This window comes from Haloferax sulfurifontis ATCC BAA-897, assembly GCF_000337835.1.
Taxonomy (GTDB): Archaea; Halobacteriota; Halobacteria; order Halobacteriales; family Haloferacaceae; genus Haloferax; species Haloferax denitrificans.
This window is the reverse complement of record NZ_AOLM01000017.1, coordinates 67,945-82,143: the sequence shown is the minus strand read 5'-3', so window position 1 is coordinate 82,143 and position 14,199 is coordinate 67,945. Positions and strand designations below refer to the sequence as shown.

The following is a 14,199-nucleotide window of genomic DNA, read 5'->3' as shown; positions in this document are numbered from 1 at the left end:
GGCCGGCCTCGACGCGCCGGCGACCCCCGAGGGCGTCTTCGACGAACTCCGGCGGGTGACGCCCATCTACGCCGGGATGTCGTACGACGGCATCGGCACGGGGAGCCAGCGCTGGCCGTTCCCCGAGGGCGCGACCGAGGGGACCGCAATCCTCCACGCCGACGCGTTCGAATCGGGGTCGAAGACCGCCCCGCTCCGGGTGGTCGAACACGTCGACCCGGCGGACCCCGTCGCCGACGGCGAACTCGTGCTCGTGACGGGGCGGGTCCTCCAGCACTTCAACAGCGGCGCGCTCACCCGTCGCTCGGGCGTGCTGATGCGGATGCGCGGCGAGGACAGCCTGCAGATTCACCCCGACGACGCCGCCGCCCGCGGCATCGAAGACGGGGCGACCGTCCGCGTCGAAAACGACCGCGGCGAAATCGCGGTCGCGGCCGAGGTGACGCCGGCCGTCCGCCGCGGGACCGTCTTCGCCACGTTCCACTACGCGGAACCGCTCGTGAACCGACTGACCGGCGACGCGCTCGACCCGACCGCGAAGATACCCGAGTACAAACACAGCGCCGTCCGCGTGACGGTCGAACCGGGGGCGGCGGCCGATGACTGACGACCCGTCTGAGACCCCCGCGTCGCTTCCGACGCTCGCCGACGCCCTCGGCATCGGCCCGGACGACCTCGTCTGCGCCGTCGGCGCGGGCGGCAAGAAGTCGCTTCTCTACCGACTCGCCCGCGACCTCGACGGCGTGGTCACGAGCACCGTCCGCATCCCAATCTTCGACGACGAGGTGGCCGAGGTGGTCGTCACCGACACCCCCGAGACCGCCGTCGCGGAGACGCGGACCCGACCGCTCGGCGTCGTCCCGGAACGCGAGCGCCCGGACCGCTACCGCGGCTACGACCCGGCGACGGTCGACCGAATCGCGCGCGCCACCGACGACGTGGTGTTCGTCAAGGCCGACGGCGCGCGCTCGCGCTGGCTGAAAGCGCCCGGCGAGAACGAACCGCGACTCCCGGACGCGGCCGACCTCGTCTGCCCGGTCGCCAGCGTCCGTGTCGTCGGCGAACCGCTTTCCGACGAGCGCGTTCACCGACCCGAACTCGTCTCCGACGTGTCGGGGACGGCCGTCGGCGACGCGATATCCGCGTGGGACGTGGCCGCCGTGCTGTCGAACGACCGCGGCGGGATGAAGGGCGTCCCCGAGACGGCGCGGGTCGTCCCGGTCCTCAACATGGTCGACGACGAGCGACTGGCCGAGACGGCCGGAGAAATCGCGCGGTGGCTCTGTGAGCACCCCCGCGTCGACCGCGTGGTGGCGACCGCCCTCGACGCTGACGACCCGGTCGTCGGGTTCTACTGACTCGGCCCCGCCCCGGTCGCGGGGGACTCGTTCCGCCGTCGCGGCGACTATCTGGCGGTCTCGCGGCCCGTCAGCTCGTCGAGTTCGAGTTCGACGAGGTGGAAGTCGAGGTCGTCGACCTCCTCGTCGAACACGCGGACGCCGCCGAACAGCTCGTTGATGGTCGCCGCGTCGGGGCGTTCGTCGTCCGGGAGGACGCGAATCGCCCCGCGGGCCATGATGCTCCAGGAGTCTTCGCCCGCGTCCTCGTAGCAGACGAACGTCGCCTCTTCCGTCTCCTCGATGAACGCGAGCTTCTCGCTTCCGCCGTCGTCGGTCAGGCGGAACAGGAGCCGCCCGCCGTCGGGGTCGTAGAAGACGTGCGCGGGAATCGCATACGAGCGGCCGCCGTCGGCCAGCGACAGCACGCCCGACGAGGCGTTCGACAGGCGTTCGGCGACCGTTTCGGGGTCGGTGCCGACGGTGTAGACGAATCTGATATCTCGCATACGTGACGTTCGCGGCCGCGACACATGAAACGGTGGTGCACCGAAGCCGGGGTCGCCGGCTTCGGGTCGGCCTCAGGGGAGATAGAAGTGCGACTTCGGGAACCGCCGGTGAATCTCCGGGGGCGCGTGGCGGACGATGTGCACGTCGTGGGCGTCGTCGCTCGCGACGTTCCCGCCGACGCTGACGAGCGGGACGACGACCCGACCCGCGTTCTCGCTCCCGACGAAGATGACGCTCGCGTCCGTCTCGGCCGCGACCGTCTTGAGCTCCGCGACGATGTTCCCGGGCCGCGGGGTCCCGACCGACCGAAACCGCCTGAAACGACGCCGACGGCGCGATGTCGACCGCGGTCTCGTGGAGCTCTCCGACGACCGTCTGCCGGTCGAACACCTCCCGCGACGGGACCCACCCCGCCTCGACGGCGTACTTCGAATCGTCCGGGACGACGGCGACGGCGAGCACGTCGTGGCCGGTGGCCGACGCGAACCGCGCGGCTCTATCCAGCGCGGCGTTCGCCAGCCGAGAGCCGTCGTAGGCGACGAGGTACATACGTGTCGCTCGTGTAGCGACCGTGATAAATCAGTCGTCGGCTATCGATTCGATTCGCTCGCCCGACGACGCGAGCCGGTCGAGCGCCTCCTGTGCGGCGTCGCTCACGGCGTCGGCGTCGCGGTAGGAGTCGCCGAGACCCACCTCGCGGCGGTGCCACTCGCCGTCGGCGAGGGCGAAGATATCGACCCACCAGTAGAGCGTCAGCCCCCGCGCGAACTCGGTGATGGTGACGCGCCGGTCCGAGTCGGGCGACTCGTAGACGGTCTTGGCGCTCGCCTCGTCGGTGTCCACGTCGGTCTCGACGGTCCACCCCTCCGGAACGGCGAGCGAGAAGGGGTCGTCTGTCATCATCGTTCCCGATGAGACGGAGCGACTTGACTGGTCCGCTTTCGGAAACCGTCGCGGGGAGGCGACCGAGCGGCCGGCCGTGTCGCTCTCTCGGCGCTCGGGAGCCGGCGGCTCAGTCGAGCGACCGCGCCGAGTTGGCGACGACGAGCAGGCTCGAGGTGCCCATGGCGACGGCGGCGAAAAGCGGGTTGAGCACGCCGAGGGCGGCCAGCGGGATGGCGACCGCGTTGTAGCCGAACGCCCACGCGAGGTTGCCGCGGATGCGGCGGTTCACCCCGGTCGAAAGCGAGAACACCTCGGGAATCGCGTCGATGTCGCGGCCGACGAGCACCGCGTCGGCGGCGTCGCCCGCGATGTCCGTCCCCGTGCCGAGCGCGATGCCGATGTCGGCGGCGGCGAGCGCGGGCGCGTCGTTGCTCCCGTCGCCGACCATCGCCACGGTGCCCCGGGCGCGGAGGCGCTCGACCGTCTCGGCTTTCGCCTCCGGCGGGACGCCCGCGAACACGTCGGTCACGTCCGGGTGGTCGCGGAACCGGCGGGCGGCGCGCTCGGAGTCGCCCGTGAGGACCACGACCTCGCGGCGGCCGCCGTCGGCGACGGCCGCGACCACGTCGTCCCACGCCTCTCGCGGTTCGTCGCCGACGACGAGCACCGCCCGAGAGCGCCCGCCCCACCCGACGACGACGGGCACCGCGCCCTGGTCGCGGGCGGCCTCGACGGCGGTTTCGTGGGCCGGAGCGAGCGTCACGCCCTCGTCGCGGAGGAGCGATGGGTGACCGACGACGACGCGCCCGCGCTCGCCGCCGACCTCACCGGAGACGCCGCGGTCGTGGACGGTCACGTCGTCCGCGGAAACGTCGGGAATCGCCGCGGTCGCGTCCCCCGCCTCGATTCGGGCTTCGGCCGCTTCCACGACGGCGGTCGCAAGCGGGTGCGCGGAGAACCGTTCCAGCGCGGCGGCCGCGGCGAGGGCGGCGGTTTCATCGCCGACGACTCGGAGGACAGCCATGTCGCCGTCGGTGAGCGTCCCGGTCTTGTCGAAGACGACAACGTCCACGTCGGGGACGGCCTCGAAGACGGCCTCGGAGGCGACGACGATGCCCCGGCTCGCGGCCTCCTTGATGCCCGAGGCGACCGCCAAGGGCGTGGCGAGGCCGAGCGCGCAGGGACACGAGACGATGAGGACCGTGAGGCCGACGAGGAGCGCCTCGGTCGGCGTGCCGCCGCCGAGGAGGGTCCAGCCGAAGGCGACGGCGGCGAGGACGAGCACCGTCGGGACGAAGATGGTCGCCAGTTTGTCGGCGAGGCGCTGGACGCCCGAGCGGGCGCTCTGGATGTCCCAGAGCAGTTCGACCAGCCGGTCGAGCGTGCTCGTCGCGTCCTCGCCGACCGCGACGACGAGCGGGCGGTCGGTGACGACGGTCCCGCCGAGTACGTCGTCACCGGGGCGCTTCGTCCGCGGCATCGACTCGCCGGTGACGAGCGCCTCGTCGACCGCGGCGGTCCCCTCGCGGACGGTGCCGTCAATCGGGACGCGCTCGCCCGGTCGGACCTCCACGAGGTCGCCCGGTTCGAGCGCGTCGAGCGCGACCATCTCGACGGCGGTGTCGCCGGAGCCGTCAGCGTCGTCGGCGACTCTGCGGCGGGCCTCCGAGACGCGGGAGGCCGCGAGGTCAGAGAGCATCCCGGCGGCCTTCCGCTTGATGCGGTCCTCGTAGTAGTTGCCGAGCGTGACGACGAGGATGATGGCGACGGTCACGTCGAAGTAGACGTGCGTCTCGCCGACGAGGACGGCCGCCGTCGAGTAGACGTAGGCGCTCGTCGCCGCCAGCGACACGAGCAGGTCCATGTTCGGCTGGCCGGCGCGGAGGCTGACGAGCGCCCCCCGGAGGATGGGAAAACCGGTGTAAAACAGGACGATGGAGGTCATCACCCAGATGTTGCCGAGGATGTAGATACCGTCGAAGACGCCGAGTTCGACCACCGGCTGAAAGCCGACGTAGGTCGGGTACAGAAACAGGACGTACCACAGCATCACCATCATGCCGAAGACGCCGCCGCCGATGACGAACCGGGCGACCTGGTTGTCGGAGCGCTCGGCCGCCTCGCGCTCCTCGGGGTCGCGCGTGCCGTAGCCGTAGCGCGCGAGCGTCCCCGACAGCCCGTCTAAGTCGGCGGTTTCGGGGTCGTACGTGACGCGGACCATGTCGTTGGCGTAGCTGGCTTCCGCGGCGTAGACGCCCTCGCAGGTCCGCGCGGTCCCGGAGACGAACGCCTCGCAGGTGGCGCAGTGCATCCCGTCGACGGCCATGTACGTCCGCTCGGCGTCGTCGGGCACCTCGTCGGCCTCGCCCGCGAGTTCGCGCTCGACCGTCTCGGGGTCGGCGCTCGCCGCGTCGCCGAGCGCGCGGGTGATTTCGAGACAGCCGCGACAGCAGAACTCGCCGTCTATCTCGTCGTCGGTGACGGGCGGCGTCGGCGTCGGCAGGCCACAGAGGTCACAGCCCTCGTCGTCATTGCCGGCGTCGCTTTCGCCGCCGGCCGACCCGCGGGACCGCGTCGTCGTCGACATCGTCACAACGGTTGGTAGAAGGGCACGTGAAGGTGCGGGACCGACACGCCCAGAAGCATCAGCCCGTGGGACAGCGGGATGTAGCCGAGGACGAGGAACGCCGCGCCGAGCGCCCGGTGGAGCGTCGCCCGCCGGCGCGCCGAGACGCGGCCCAGAAGCGTCCCGTAGAGGAACAGCGTCGGAATCGTCCCGAGGCCGAGCAGGCCGAGGAGGGCGGCGGCCCGGAGCGGGTCGCCCGTCGAGAAGGCGTAGAGGTACGCCGGGTAGATGATGGGACACGGGAGCAGGCCGTGAATCGCCCCGAGGCCGAGGATTCGCGGGCCGCCGACGAGCCTGTCGACGCGGGCGGTCGCCCACCCGCTGACGCGGCCGAACAGGCGGGTGACCGCGGTCGGGGTGAACCGGTCGATAGCGGTCGACCGGCCGAGGAGGTAGCCGGCGCCGGTGAGGATGATGGCGGCTCCGACGAGCAGGCCGGTCGTCGCGCGGACGCCGCTCCCGAGGGCGGCGACCGAGTCGAACGCGTCGAAAAACAGGCCGCCGACGAGGGCGAAGGCCGCGCCGATGGCCGCGTAGCTCAGCGCCCGACCGACGTTGAACAGGGCGTGTTGGCGGACCTGCCGGAGCGTGAGCGACCGGCCGTCGACGCCCTCGCGGTCGGCGAGGCGGTCGGCGTAGACGGTGACGAGCGGGCCGCACATCCCGAGGCAGTGCGCCCCGCCGAAGAGGCCGACGAGGAGGAACGCGACCGCTTCGGGGGTCGCGGCCGGCAGTCCGAGTGAGATGCCGCCGTCCATCTCAGGCGGCGTGTTCGGCGTCGGTCTCGGCGTCGGCGTCGCCGTCGTGGCCGTGTCCGCCCTCGGTCGGACTCATGAGGAGGTAGATGGTCGTGGAGATGAGAAGGACGTTGACGGCCGTGACGACGCCCGCGAGGGGGTTTTTCGTCACGCCGAAGATGACCGCTGGCAGGAGCGCGAGCAGTGCGACGGTTCCGGCGCGTCGAGGCGTGAGTTCCATACCGGTCCATTCGCGACCACGGTGTTTCTGATTTCGCCCATTCCCACCGCGTTGGAATGGGGTGTTGCGTTAAAGTCCCGTTATTCCTCATGACCGGGTATGGCCGTTGATTCGACAGCAGAGGGAGCCGCGTCCTCTGCCGCGCGCACTTCCACCGACGGAGGCGTGCCAGCAAACGCGGATTCCCAAGGTGATTCCGGGCAGGCGGACCCTCCCGTGGACTCTATCGTCGGGACGGCCGACGACGGCATCGTTCGCGAACTCGAACACGACGACTTCGACCCGGTCGGGACGCTCGTGCTCGTGCTCATCTACATGGCGATTCTCATCGGCATGTGGGTGTTCATGTACTTCGTCGAGTTCCTCGGACGGGGTCTCACGGTGGTGGGATAGATGGAGATACACGCCTACGAGAAACTCTGGTTGGCGCTGGCGCTCGTCCTCATCGTCGGGTTCATCGGGACGATTACCTACGGGGCCGCCGGCGCGGGCATCGAGATGATTGACGACGAGGGCGGCACGGTCGACCCGGCGACGCTCGACCAGCATCCGAAGTTCGGCACCCCCGGTATCGAGCGGACCGGCGAGAACAGCTACGACGTGTACGTGGTCGCGCGGCAGTTCGTCTTCGAACCGGGCACGACCCAGCCGCTCCGCGTTCCCGCCGACAGCACGGTCACGTTCCACGTGACCGCCGCCGACGTCATCCACGGCTTCGAAGTCGTCGGCACGAACGCGAACACGATGGCCATCCCCGGGCAGGTCTCGGAGTTCACCGTTCAGTTCGAAGAGCCCGGCGAGTACGGGATGCTCTGCAACGAGTACTGTGGCTCCGGCCACCACGTGATGGAAGGGAAGATTGTGGTTATGGAACAGGACGAATTCGACAGCTGGTACGAACAGCAACAGGCGGACGGGGAGGCTGAGAACTGATGGCGACCGCATCCGGCGGAAGCGAGTTCGTCGATAAGTTCCCCGACGAGGCGGCAATCGTCAAGGCGAGTTTCCTCATCGCGTTCGTCTCGCTCGGCATCGGCGCCTTCTTCGGCCTCATTCAGGCGCTCCACCGGACGAACGTCCTCCGCGTCATCGACTCGGCGGACTACTACACGGTGCTGACGGGCCACGGCGTGCTTCTCGCCATCGTCTTCACCATCTTCTTCCTCTGTGGGGTGTTCCACTGGGCGGTCGCCAGAAGCCTCGACCGACCCGCCGAAAGCGCGCTGTTTTCGTGGGCGTGGGTCGGCCTGATGACGACGGGGACGGTGCTCGCAACCGTCGCTATCCTCGGTGGCTTCGTCCCGAACCTCGGCATGAGCGCGGACGTGCTGTTCACGTTCTACGCGCCGTTGCAGGCGCACCCGATATTCTACATCGGCCTCGCGATGTTCATCGTCGGCACGTGGCTCGCCGGCGCGGACTGGTTCCTCTCGTACCGCGCGTGGCGGAAGAACCACGAGGACGAGCGCATCCCGCTACAGACGTTCATGGTCCTCACGACGATGATTATGTGGTACGTCTCCACCCTCGGCGTCGCCGTCTCGGTGGTGTTCTTCCTCATCCCGTGGTCGCTCGGCCTCATCGAGAGCGTCAACCCGCTTCTGACGCGGACGCTCTTTTGGTACTTCGGCCACCCCATCGTCTACTTCTGGCTGATGCCGGCGTACCTGCTTTGGTACACCGTGCTCCCCAAGCTGGCGGGCGGGCGGCTGTTCAGCGACCCGCTCGCACGCGTGGTGTTCCTGTTGTTCCTCCTGCTTTCGACCCCGGTCGGGATTCACCACCAGTACCTCGACCCGGGCATCGCGGAGGGCTTCAAGTTCATCGCCATGACGAACACGATGTTCCTGCTCCTCCCGTCGCTCCTTACGGCCTTTACGGTCGTCGCCAGCGTCGAACACGGCGCGCGCCAGCGCGGCGGTGAGGGCTACCTCCGCTGGCTCGGCGCGCTCCCGTGGCGCGACCCCGCCTTTACCGGCATGGCGCTCGCCGGCGCGATGTTCGCCGCCGGCGGCTTCTCCGGCATGATCAACGCCGGGATGAACATCAACTACCTCATCCACAACACGCTGTGGGTGCCGGGGCACTTCCACCTCACCGTCGGCACGGCCGTCGCGCTGACGATGATGGCCGGGTCGTACTGGCTCGTCCCGCAGGTCACGGGCACGAAGCTCTACAGCCGGCCCATCGGCCTCCTGCAGGTCATCATGTGGTTCGTCGGCATGGTGTTCATGTCGAACGCGATGCACCGCGCCGGCCTCGCCGGCATCCCGCGGCGCACCGCCGAACCGCAGTACCAGAACTTCGAGTTCCTGACGCCCATCGGGAGCATCTTCGAGCTTCGGGTGCAGATCGCCCTCGGCGGGACGCTCCTGTTCCTGTCGGTGGTGCTGTTCCTGTTCAACATCCTCCTGACCTCGCTCGGCGAGGAGTCCGACCGGCCGGTCGACTCCCACCTGCCCGAGCCGCTTTCGGGGCCCGAGGGAAGCCCGCGCGTCCTCGACAACCTCGCGATGTGGACCGGTATCGCGGCGGTGCTCGTCGTGCTCGCGTACACGCTTCCGCTGGCCGGCATCATCCAGAACGGCGGCGGGCTGTTCGGCGGCGGCCTCCCCGTCCCGGCGACCGTCTCTGCCGGCTTCGACCTCGTGGCCACGACGGTCACGAGCGCGTTCAACACCCTCTGGGGGGTGGTCGCGTGAAGCTCACGAAGGCGCGGGCGCTCATCCTCATCGCGTTCAGCGTCCCCATCGCCATCGAACTCCGCACGGTGGCGGGCTTCTTCAACGTGGAGCTCCCGCTCATCGCCGTGGCGGTCATCGAGTTCCTCTTTCTCGCCCTGCTGTTCGTGCTGTACGGACTCTACGGCGAGGGGTCGGAGTCGGCGGCGTAGCTGACAGCCGACGCCTCGAACGCCGTTTCGACGCCTGATTTTCCGCATCGTCGCCGCGAACCCCGCCACGCGACGACCGCCGAACCGACATAAAACCCCCGCGATAGCGGGGGTGACGCCCGGTCAGTTTCCCGGTCGCTGGGAAGCAGTCTCCGTTTATATTCGGTCGTCTCGCCTACGTCTAAGCGACCATGAGCAACCTCGACTTGATGAAGGCCGGCATCGGCCTCGCGGTCGTCATCGGTATCGCCCTCACGGCTATCGCGGGCTACGCGCTGTTTACGACGTTCGGCGGCGTCGACGGCCTGACCGTCGCACCTGAACTCCTCGTGTCCGTCCTCTTCGGCGGCCTGCTCGTCGCGGCCGCCGCGAGCGCCCACCGGGTCGCACCCAAGCCGCGCACCCGCGTCTGAGGCGTTCGACACCGACCGCACCGCGGCTCCGCTGACCTCCATGCTCCGTTTCCCGACCCGCCGAGCGACCGCGCCGGGCGGACTGTCACGACCCCTCGAACCGACGCCTGCCGCGCCGCCGAGGGGAAAAGCGATATCGACGGAGAGCCAATAGAATGACATGTACGACACCGTTTTTGTCCCCACCGACGGTAGCGCTCGCTCTCGCGCGGCGGCCCGCCGGGCGATCGACCTCGCGAGCGCCTACGGCGCGGCGATTCACGTCCTCGCGGTCGTCGACGTCGGCGACCTCGGGCTGTGGACGGCCGCCGACGTCCCGGTCGAGCGAGTGCGTACGAGCCTCCGGGACGCCGCCGAGATGGCCGTCGAGGAGGTCGCATCGCTCGCCGGAGACGCGGGCGTCGACTGCGAGACCGAAATCCGAATCGGCGTCCCGTACCGGGAGATTCTCGACGCGGTCGCCGAGGCCGACGCGGACCTCGTGGTGATGGCGACCCAGGGGCGGACCGGCCTCGAACACGCGATTCTCGGGAGCACGACCGAACGGGTCGTCAGGCTCGCCGAGGTTCCCGTGTTGACCGTCAGAGAGTGAGCGCGGACTCGCTCGCTCGGAGCCGGAGTCGGAGCCGCTCGACCAGACTCAGACCAGCGCTCTGAGCCCGTCGCGGAGCGCTCGCCGGCCGTAGACCGCGAGGCCGACGGCCCCGGCCCCGCCCAACAGGAGCGGAATCACGTCGAAGCCGTCGACCGCTAGTCGGAGCGCCCCCCAGACGAGGAACGCCGCGGCCTGCGAGACGTAGAACGCGAGGGTTCCGTTGAACGGGACGAAGCCCCCGGAGAGGAAGACCACACAGAGGAGCGCGATGCCGACCACGTCGGCGCTCATCGGCGGGAGCCAGCCGAAGGCGACCGCGCCGACGGCGAAGGCACAGAAGACGACGCCGACCGCCAGCCGGAACGGGGCGATTTCGGCGAACAGCGACTTGTCCGGCGGAACGACGTTCGAGCCGCCGTCGGCCGGTGTCGTAGATGTCGGAGGCACAGTCGCACGTTCGTCCGGAACTGTCAAAATTCTATTCTCTCGTACGGCCGCGGTCCGCTTACTCCACTGGGATGCGACTGCCGCCGTCGCGGTCGGTCCGGTCGTCGCGGTCGACGGCGGGTCGCTCGTCGAGTTCGACGACGAGCGTCAGCGGGTCGCCCTCGCGGACGATGCCGACGGCGACGGGTTCCCCGGGGCGCGTCTCGGTGATGAGATAGCGCATCAGTTCCTCGTGGGTGCGGACCGGGTTGCCCTCGATGGCGACGAGCACGTCGCCGCCGACGGGGATTTCCGTGCCGCGGTAGTCGGCGGTCCCGCGACAGCCGTGGAGGAAGCCCTCGTCCCCGTCGGAACCCGCGGCGTCGACGACGAGGACGCCGTGGGGCGCGTCGAGGTCGTTCGCCTCGGCAACCGTCGGCGTCACGTCGAGGGTGCGCGCCCGGAGGTACGAGTGGCGGTAGTGTCCGTCGGCGACGAGCACCGGGAGGATGCGGTTGGCGATGACCGGCGAGACGGCGAAGCCGATGTTGTCGCCCTGTTTGGCGCGGTTGACGCCGACGACCTCGTAGGCGGAACCGGTCGCGTCTCCATCGCCGACGTCGTCGCCGTCGGTGTCGAGTTTCCCGGCGGCGAATCCCACGAGCGGCCCGCCCGAGTTGCCGGGGTTGATGGGGGCGTCCGTCTGGACCACGTCCGGGATGGCGAAGCCGTTCGAGGTGGGAAGCGACCGGTTCGCGCCGGAGACGATGCCCGCGGAGATGGAGCCGTCGAGGCCGAGCGGGTTGCCGAGCGCGGCGACCGACCGCCCCGGCGCGGGGTTCTCGGTCGCCAGCGGGAGCGCCGCGGCGTCGCCGGGTAGGTCGTCGACGGCGACGACGGCGAGGTCGGTGTAGGCGTCGGCACCGACGACCTCGCCGACGCGCCACGACCCGTCTGCGAACCGGAGTTCGACCCGACCGGCGTCTTCGGCGTCGGCGAGCCGCGAGACGTGTTCGTTGGTGACGAGATGCCGGTCGTCGTAGACGAAGGCGCTCCCCGCCCCGCCGGGACGGCGGCGGCCGCCGACGTAGACGGAGACGACCGAGGGGATGACGTCGCGGTACAGCGCTTCGAAATCGGGATGCGTTGGCATGGTGGTGCGACGGGGCGGCACATACCGCTCGGGCGTCGCTTACCTCGGGTTAGTGCCCAGCGGATTTGAGCGTGTCGCGTGGTGACAACGGACACGACTGTCACCCGCGGAACCCGGACGGAGGCGGCGGCCGTGGGTTGCCACCGAAGCGATGCCGCGAGGCCCCCAATTTAATACTATCTGTAGTAAACGACGAGACAGCAATGGTCGCACTCGACGTACACGAGGACATGCAACGACTCGCCGACAGCGGCGTCGTCGCGGTGATGCGCGGCGCGGACGCGGACACCATCATCGACGTGGCCGACGCGCTCCACGAAGGCGGCGTCACCGCCTACGAAATCACGGCCGACAACCCCGACGCGATGGACCTCATCCGCGAGGTGTCGGCGTCGTTCTCGGACCGCGAGGCAATCGTCGGGGCAGGGACCGTTCTCGACGCGCCGACCGCGAACGCGGCCATCCAGGCCGGCGCGGAGTTCGTCGTCGGGCCGAACTTCGACGAGGGCGTCGTCGAGACCTGCAACCGCTACGGGACGCTCGTCGCGCCGGGCATCATGACCCCGACCGAGGCGACCGACGCGTACTCCGCGGGCGCGGACCTCGTGAAGGTGTTCCCCGCCTCCTCGCTCGGCCCCGGCCACCTCAAGAGCATGAAGGGGCCGCTCCCGCAGATTCCGATGATGCCGACCGGCGGCGTCGGCCTCGACAACGCCGCGGACTACATCGAGGCCGGCGCGGTCGTCGTCGGCGCGGGCGGCGCGCTCATGGACGACGAGGCAATCGAAAACGGCGACTTCGAGGCAATCACCGAGACGGCCCGCGAGTTCTCGAACGTCATCGACGACGCGCGAGACGACTGAGGGAGAGCGGGGGGTCGTCCTAATTTAAATAATAGAATATATAATATGTATTTAGCTATCCAAGACGAGATATAATATAATGACAAAAAGGAACGAAAGGACGGCCGTTTGGAATGGAATTATGTTTAGTTCTGAACCAAAATATAAAAATACAGCAATAAATAAACTAATCTTATCATATCCCTTCAGGTTATACGACTGACTATCTCCGCTTGGGCTGAGTTCGTTTCCTTCCATTTGCGTTAATCCCGTATTCTATATCTTTATCATCGATGTATTTGAACCATTTATCAAGGCTCCAATCTTTTTTACCCCGCTTCTTCATGGCTTTGTCAAATTTCACCACGCTGTCTTCTTTCCCGGAACTGATTGTTGGGACCAAACCAACTCCAGCAGCTGCACCCATAGCTTGTAGAACAGTTCGTCGATTCGGTTGTTCTATGTTCTTATCAGACATCCAACTAGATTCTGACAATCAAAAACCATATTCATTTCTAAACAGTTGGAAATCCAATATGTGTTTCAGATCTGTAATGTTTATAATATCCATTGGTTCCCATGTATTAACTCTAAGAATTGGTCTTGATTAATATTGATTTGTTGTTATTATCCCTGTTCAATACCTTCCTCTCTGAAACAACCGCTGAGTAGGTGTGTGATACTTGTCGTGGCGGGGTTACTGATACTTCTGCACGCAATTCAGCTCAGAAATCACGGGTTCCAACGGATCAAATCCCCTCGAACCACCCGCCAATCGCTTCTTACCGAATCGACCGCACGCGTTCTTCGAACCCATCGGGAACCACGTCGGCGAGCGCGTCGGGGTCCGACTCGCCGTTGGCCGCGACGAGGTAGGCCGCGCCGTCGGCGTCGCCGTAGACGCGCTGGAAGTCGTAGACGAAGCCCCAGCAGTCGGTCGCCTCGGGAATCTCGTCGCTCTCGGTGAGGTACTCCACCTGCCGGACGACCGCGTACTCGACGAGTCGGTTGACCGCCTCGCCGCCCGGCGTGTCCGCGTCGAACACGCCGAGTTCGCGGGCCTCCTCGGCGAGCGGGACGAGCCGCGAGACGGCGGCTTCGACCGCCGGGGGCAGGTCCCCGACGCTCCCGTCGGTGACCGTCTCGTAGGCCGCCGTCACCGCGCCACAGCCCGTGTGCCCGAGGACGACGATATCTGTCGACTTGAGCGCCGACACCGCGTAGCCGACGGCGTCGTTGACGACGAGCCGCCCGTCGACTTCGGTCCACACCTGATTGCCGACGTTGACCGACGTGAACAGCTCGCCGGCCCTGTCGGCGCTCCAGACCGCGTCGGCGGGGACCCGAGAGTCCGAACAGCTCACCGAGACGACCGCCGGCGACTGCGCCTCGCGGACGCCCTCGAAGTGGTCGGCGGCGAGGCTCTCGACGTGTCGCGCGTTCCCGGCCAACAGCGACTCCAGCACTGTTCGCGTCATTGGATTACGTTGCACCCGCGCGTCAATATAGCTCCCCGCTCGTCGCGGCGTTCACCGCCGTCG

The 14,199-nt window shown here is 68.1% G+C and carries 18 protein-coding genes and 1 pseudogene; 9 read left to right on the top strand and 10 right to left on the bottom strand.

The genetic code is table 11. The features are described 5' to 3' along the window. On the top strand, positions 1-607 hold a 607-nt coding region (locus C441_RS08850; protein ID WP_007274796.1), incomplete at its 5' end, for a molybdopterin oxidoreductase family protein. Next, positions 600-1,358, top strand: a complete 759-nt coding sequence (gene yqeC / locus C441_RS08845; protein ID WP_007274795.1) for a selenium cofactor biosynthesis protein YqeC — start codon at positions 600-602, stop codon at positions 1,356-1,358. The genes C441_RS08850 and yqeC, both read left to right, overlap by 8 nt. Positions 1,359-1,405: 47 nt before the next feature. On the opposite strand, the gene C441_RS08840 is transcribed toward yqeC, so the two are convergent. From C441_RS08840 to C441_RS08815, 6 genes and pseudogenes are all read right to left on the bottom strand, one after another. After that, the gene (locus tag C441_RS08840) at positions 1,406-1,846 is read right to left on the bottom strand and encodes a pyridoxamine 5'-phosphate oxidase family protein (RefSeq protein WP_007274794.1); all 441 of its coding nucleotides are present in this window, start codon (positions 1,844-1,846) and stop codon (positions 1,406-1,408) included. Between the two features lie 72 nt (positions 1,847-1,918). Next, positions 1,919-2,396 (bottom strand): annotated as a pseudogene (locus tag C441_RS20565) (universal stress protein). A gap of 30 nt (positions 2,397-2,426) precedes the next feature. After that, complete coding sequence (locus C441_RS08830; RefSeq protein ID WP_049918249.1) at positions 2,427-2,747, bottom strand: hypothetical protein; 321 nt, start codon at positions 2,745-2,747, stop codon at positions 2,427-2,429. A gap of 112 nt (positions 2,748-2,859) precedes the next feature. Then, positions 2,860-5,319 (bottom strand): heavy metal translocating P-type ATPase, encoded by a 2,460-nt coding sequence (locus C441_RS08825; RefSeq protein WP_049920515.1) that lies wholly within the window; start codon positions 5,317-5,319, stop codon positions 2,860-2,862. Between the two features lie 2 nt (positions 5,320-5,321). Beyond that, a complete protein-coding gene (locus C441_RS08820; protein WP_007274791.1) occupies positions 5,322-6,116 on the bottom strand; it encodes a sulfite exporter TauE/SafE family protein in 795 nt (264 codons plus the stop codon). A gap of 1 nt (position 6,117) precedes the next feature. Continuing rightward, on the bottom strand, positions 6,118-6,336 hold the full coding sequence (locus tag C441_RS08815; protein WP_007274790.1) for a hypothetical protein: 219 nt from the start codon (positions 6,334-6,336) through the stop codon (positions 6,118-6,120). Between the two features lie 165 nt (positions 6,337-6,501). Here C441_RS08815 and C441_RS08810 point away from each other — a divergent pair, with 165 nt between their 5' ends. The 6 genes from C441_RS08810 (at position 6,502) to C441_RS08785 (ending at position 10,234) form a co-directional block, all read left to right on the top strand. Beyond that, entirely contained in the window at positions 6,502-6,729 is a 228-nt protein-coding gene (locus C441_RS08810; protein WP_058565934.1) for a hypothetical protein, read from the top strand. Next, the gene (locus C441_RS08805) at positions 6,730-7,269 is read left to right on the top strand and encodes a cytochrome c oxidase subunit II (RefSeq protein WP_007274789.1); all 540 of its coding nucleotides are present in this window, start codon (positions 6,730-6,732) and stop codon (positions 7,267-7,269) included. It begins immediately after the preceding gene. Beyond that, on the top strand, positions 7,269-9,038 hold the full coding sequence (locus tag C441_RS08800; protein ID WP_007274788.1) for a b(o/a)3-type cytochrome-c oxidase subunit 1: 1,770 nt from the start codon (positions 7,269-7,271) through the stop codon (positions 9,036-9,038). Before C441_RS08805 ends, C441_RS08800 begins: the two co-directional genes overlap by 1 nt. Next, positions 9,035-9,229, top strand: coding sequence for a hypothetical protein (locus C441_RS08795; protein WP_007274787.1), 195 nt, complete (start codon positions 9,035-9,037; stop codon positions 9,227-9,229). The genes C441_RS08800 and C441_RS08795 overlap by 4 nt, the downstream gene beginning before the upstream one ends. Positions 9,230-9,420: 191 nt before the next feature. After that, positions 9,421-9,642 (top strand): hypothetical protein, encoded by a 222-nt coding sequence (locus C441_RS08790; protein ID WP_004971073.1) that lies wholly within the window; start codon positions 9,421-9,423, stop codon positions 9,640-9,642. A gap of 160 nt (positions 9,643-9,802) precedes the next feature. Continuing rightward, positions 9,803-10,234 (top strand): universal stress protein, encoded by a 432-nt coding sequence (locus C441_RS08785; RefSeq protein ID WP_007274786.1) that lies wholly within the window; start codon positions 9,803-9,805, stop codon positions 10,232-10,234. Between the two features lie 48 nt (positions 10,235-10,282). Here C441_RS08785 and C441_RS08780 read toward each other — a convergent pair whose 3' ends face one another. Together C441_RS08780 and C441_RS08775 are read right to left on the bottom strand one after the other, a co-directional pair. Beyond that, a complete protein-coding gene (locus C441_RS08780) occupies positions 10,283-10,684 on the bottom strand; it encodes a hypothetical protein (RefSeq protein ID WP_007274785.1) in 402 nt (133 codons plus the stop codon). A 58-nt stretch (positions 10,685-10,742) separates the two neighbouring features. Further along, a complete protein-coding gene (locus C441_RS08775) occupies positions 10,743-11,816 on the bottom strand; it encodes a S1C family serine protease (RefSeq protein WP_007274784.1) in 1,074 nt (357 codons plus the stop codon). A 203-nt stretch (positions 11,817-12,019) separates the two neighbouring features. On the opposite strand from C441_RS08775, the gene C441_RS08770 reads away from it, so the two are divergent. After that, positions 12,020-12,679: a bifunctional 4-hydroxy-2-oxoglutarate aldolase/2-dehydro-3-deoxy-phosphogluconate aldolase gene (locus tag C441_RS08770; RefSeq protein WP_007274783.1), complete on the top strand. Its 660-nt coding sequence runs from the start codon at positions 12,020-12,022 to the stop codon at positions 12,677-12,679. Between the two features lie 202 nt (positions 12,680-12,881). On the opposite strand, the gene C441_RS19510 is transcribed toward C441_RS08770, so the two are convergent. Together C441_RS19510 and C441_RS08765 are read right to left on the bottom strand one after the other, a co-directional pair. Further along, entirely contained in the window at positions 12,882-13,136 is a 255-nt protein-coding gene (locus C441_RS19510; protein WP_152420719.1) for a hypothetical protein, read from the bottom strand. Between the two features lie 304 nt (positions 13,137-13,440). Continuing rightward, a complete protein-coding gene (locus C441_RS08765; protein WP_007274782.1) occupies positions 13,441-14,136 on the bottom strand; it encodes a carbonic anhydrase in 696 nt (231 codons plus the stop codon). Positions 14,137-14,199: the final 63 nt, after the last annotated feature.

What these genes read in the sequence shown, in the direction of transcription:
- C441_RS08825 (WP_049920515.1), bottom strand. Translation starts at nt 5,319, where the DNA reads ATGTCGACGACGACGCGGTCCCGCGGGTCGGCCGGCGGCGAAAGCGAC.
- C441_RS08820 (WP_007274791.1), bottom strand. Translation starts at nt 6,116, where the DNA reads ATGGACGGCGGCATCTCACTCGGACTGCCGGCCGCGACCCCCGAAGCG.
- C441_RS08785 (WP_007274786.1), top strand. Translation starts at nt 9,803, where the DNA reads ATGTACGACACCGTTTTTGTCCCCACCGACGGTAGCGCTCGCTCTCGC.
- C441_RS08800 (WP_007274788.1), top strand. Translation starts at nt 7,269, where the DNA reads ATGGCGACCGCATCCGGCGGAAGCGAGTTCGTCGATAAGTTCCCCGAC.
- C441_RS08765 (WP_007274782.1), bottom strand. Translation starts at nt 14,136, where the DNA reads ATGACGCGAACAGTGCTGGAGTCGCTGTTGGCCGGGAACGCGCGACAC.
- C441_RS08815 (WP_007274790.1), bottom strand. Translation starts at nt 6,336, where the DNA reads ATGGAACTCACGCCTCGACGCGCCGGAACCGTCGCACTGCTCGCGCTC.
- yqeC (WP_007274795.1), top strand. Translation starts at nt 600, where the DNA reads ATGACTGACGACCCGTCTGAGACCCCCGCGTCGCTTCCGACGCTCGCC.
- C441_RS08770 (WP_007274783.1), top strand. Translation starts at nt 12,020, where the DNA reads ATGGTCGCACTCGACGTACACGAGGACATGCAACGACTCGCCGACAGC.
- C441_RS19510 (WP_152420719.1), bottom strand. Translation starts at nt 13,136, where the DNA reads ATGTCTGATAAGAACATAGAACAACCGAATCGACGAACTGTTCTACAA.
- C441_RS08830 (WP_049918249.1), bottom strand. Translation starts at nt 2,747, where the DNA reads ATGACAGACGACCCCTTCTCGCTCGCCGTTCCGGAGGGGTGGACCGTC.
- C441_RS08805 (WP_007274789.1), top strand. Translation starts at nt 6,730, where the DNA reads ATGGAGATACACGCCTACGAGAAACTCTGGTTGGCGCTGGCGCTCGTC.
- C441_RS08775 (WP_007274784.1), bottom strand. Translation starts at nt 11,816, where the DNA reads ATGCCAACGCATCCCGATTTCGAAGCGCTGTACCGCGACGTCATCCCC.
- C441_RS08840 (WP_007274794.1), bottom strand. Translation starts at nt 1,846, where the DNA reads ATGCGAGATATCAGATTCGTCTACACCGTCGGCACCGACCCCGAAACG.
- C441_RS08790 (WP_004971073.1), top strand. Translation starts at nt 9,421, where the DNA reads ATGAGCAACCTCGACTTGATGAAGGCCGGCATCGGCCTCGCGGTCGTC.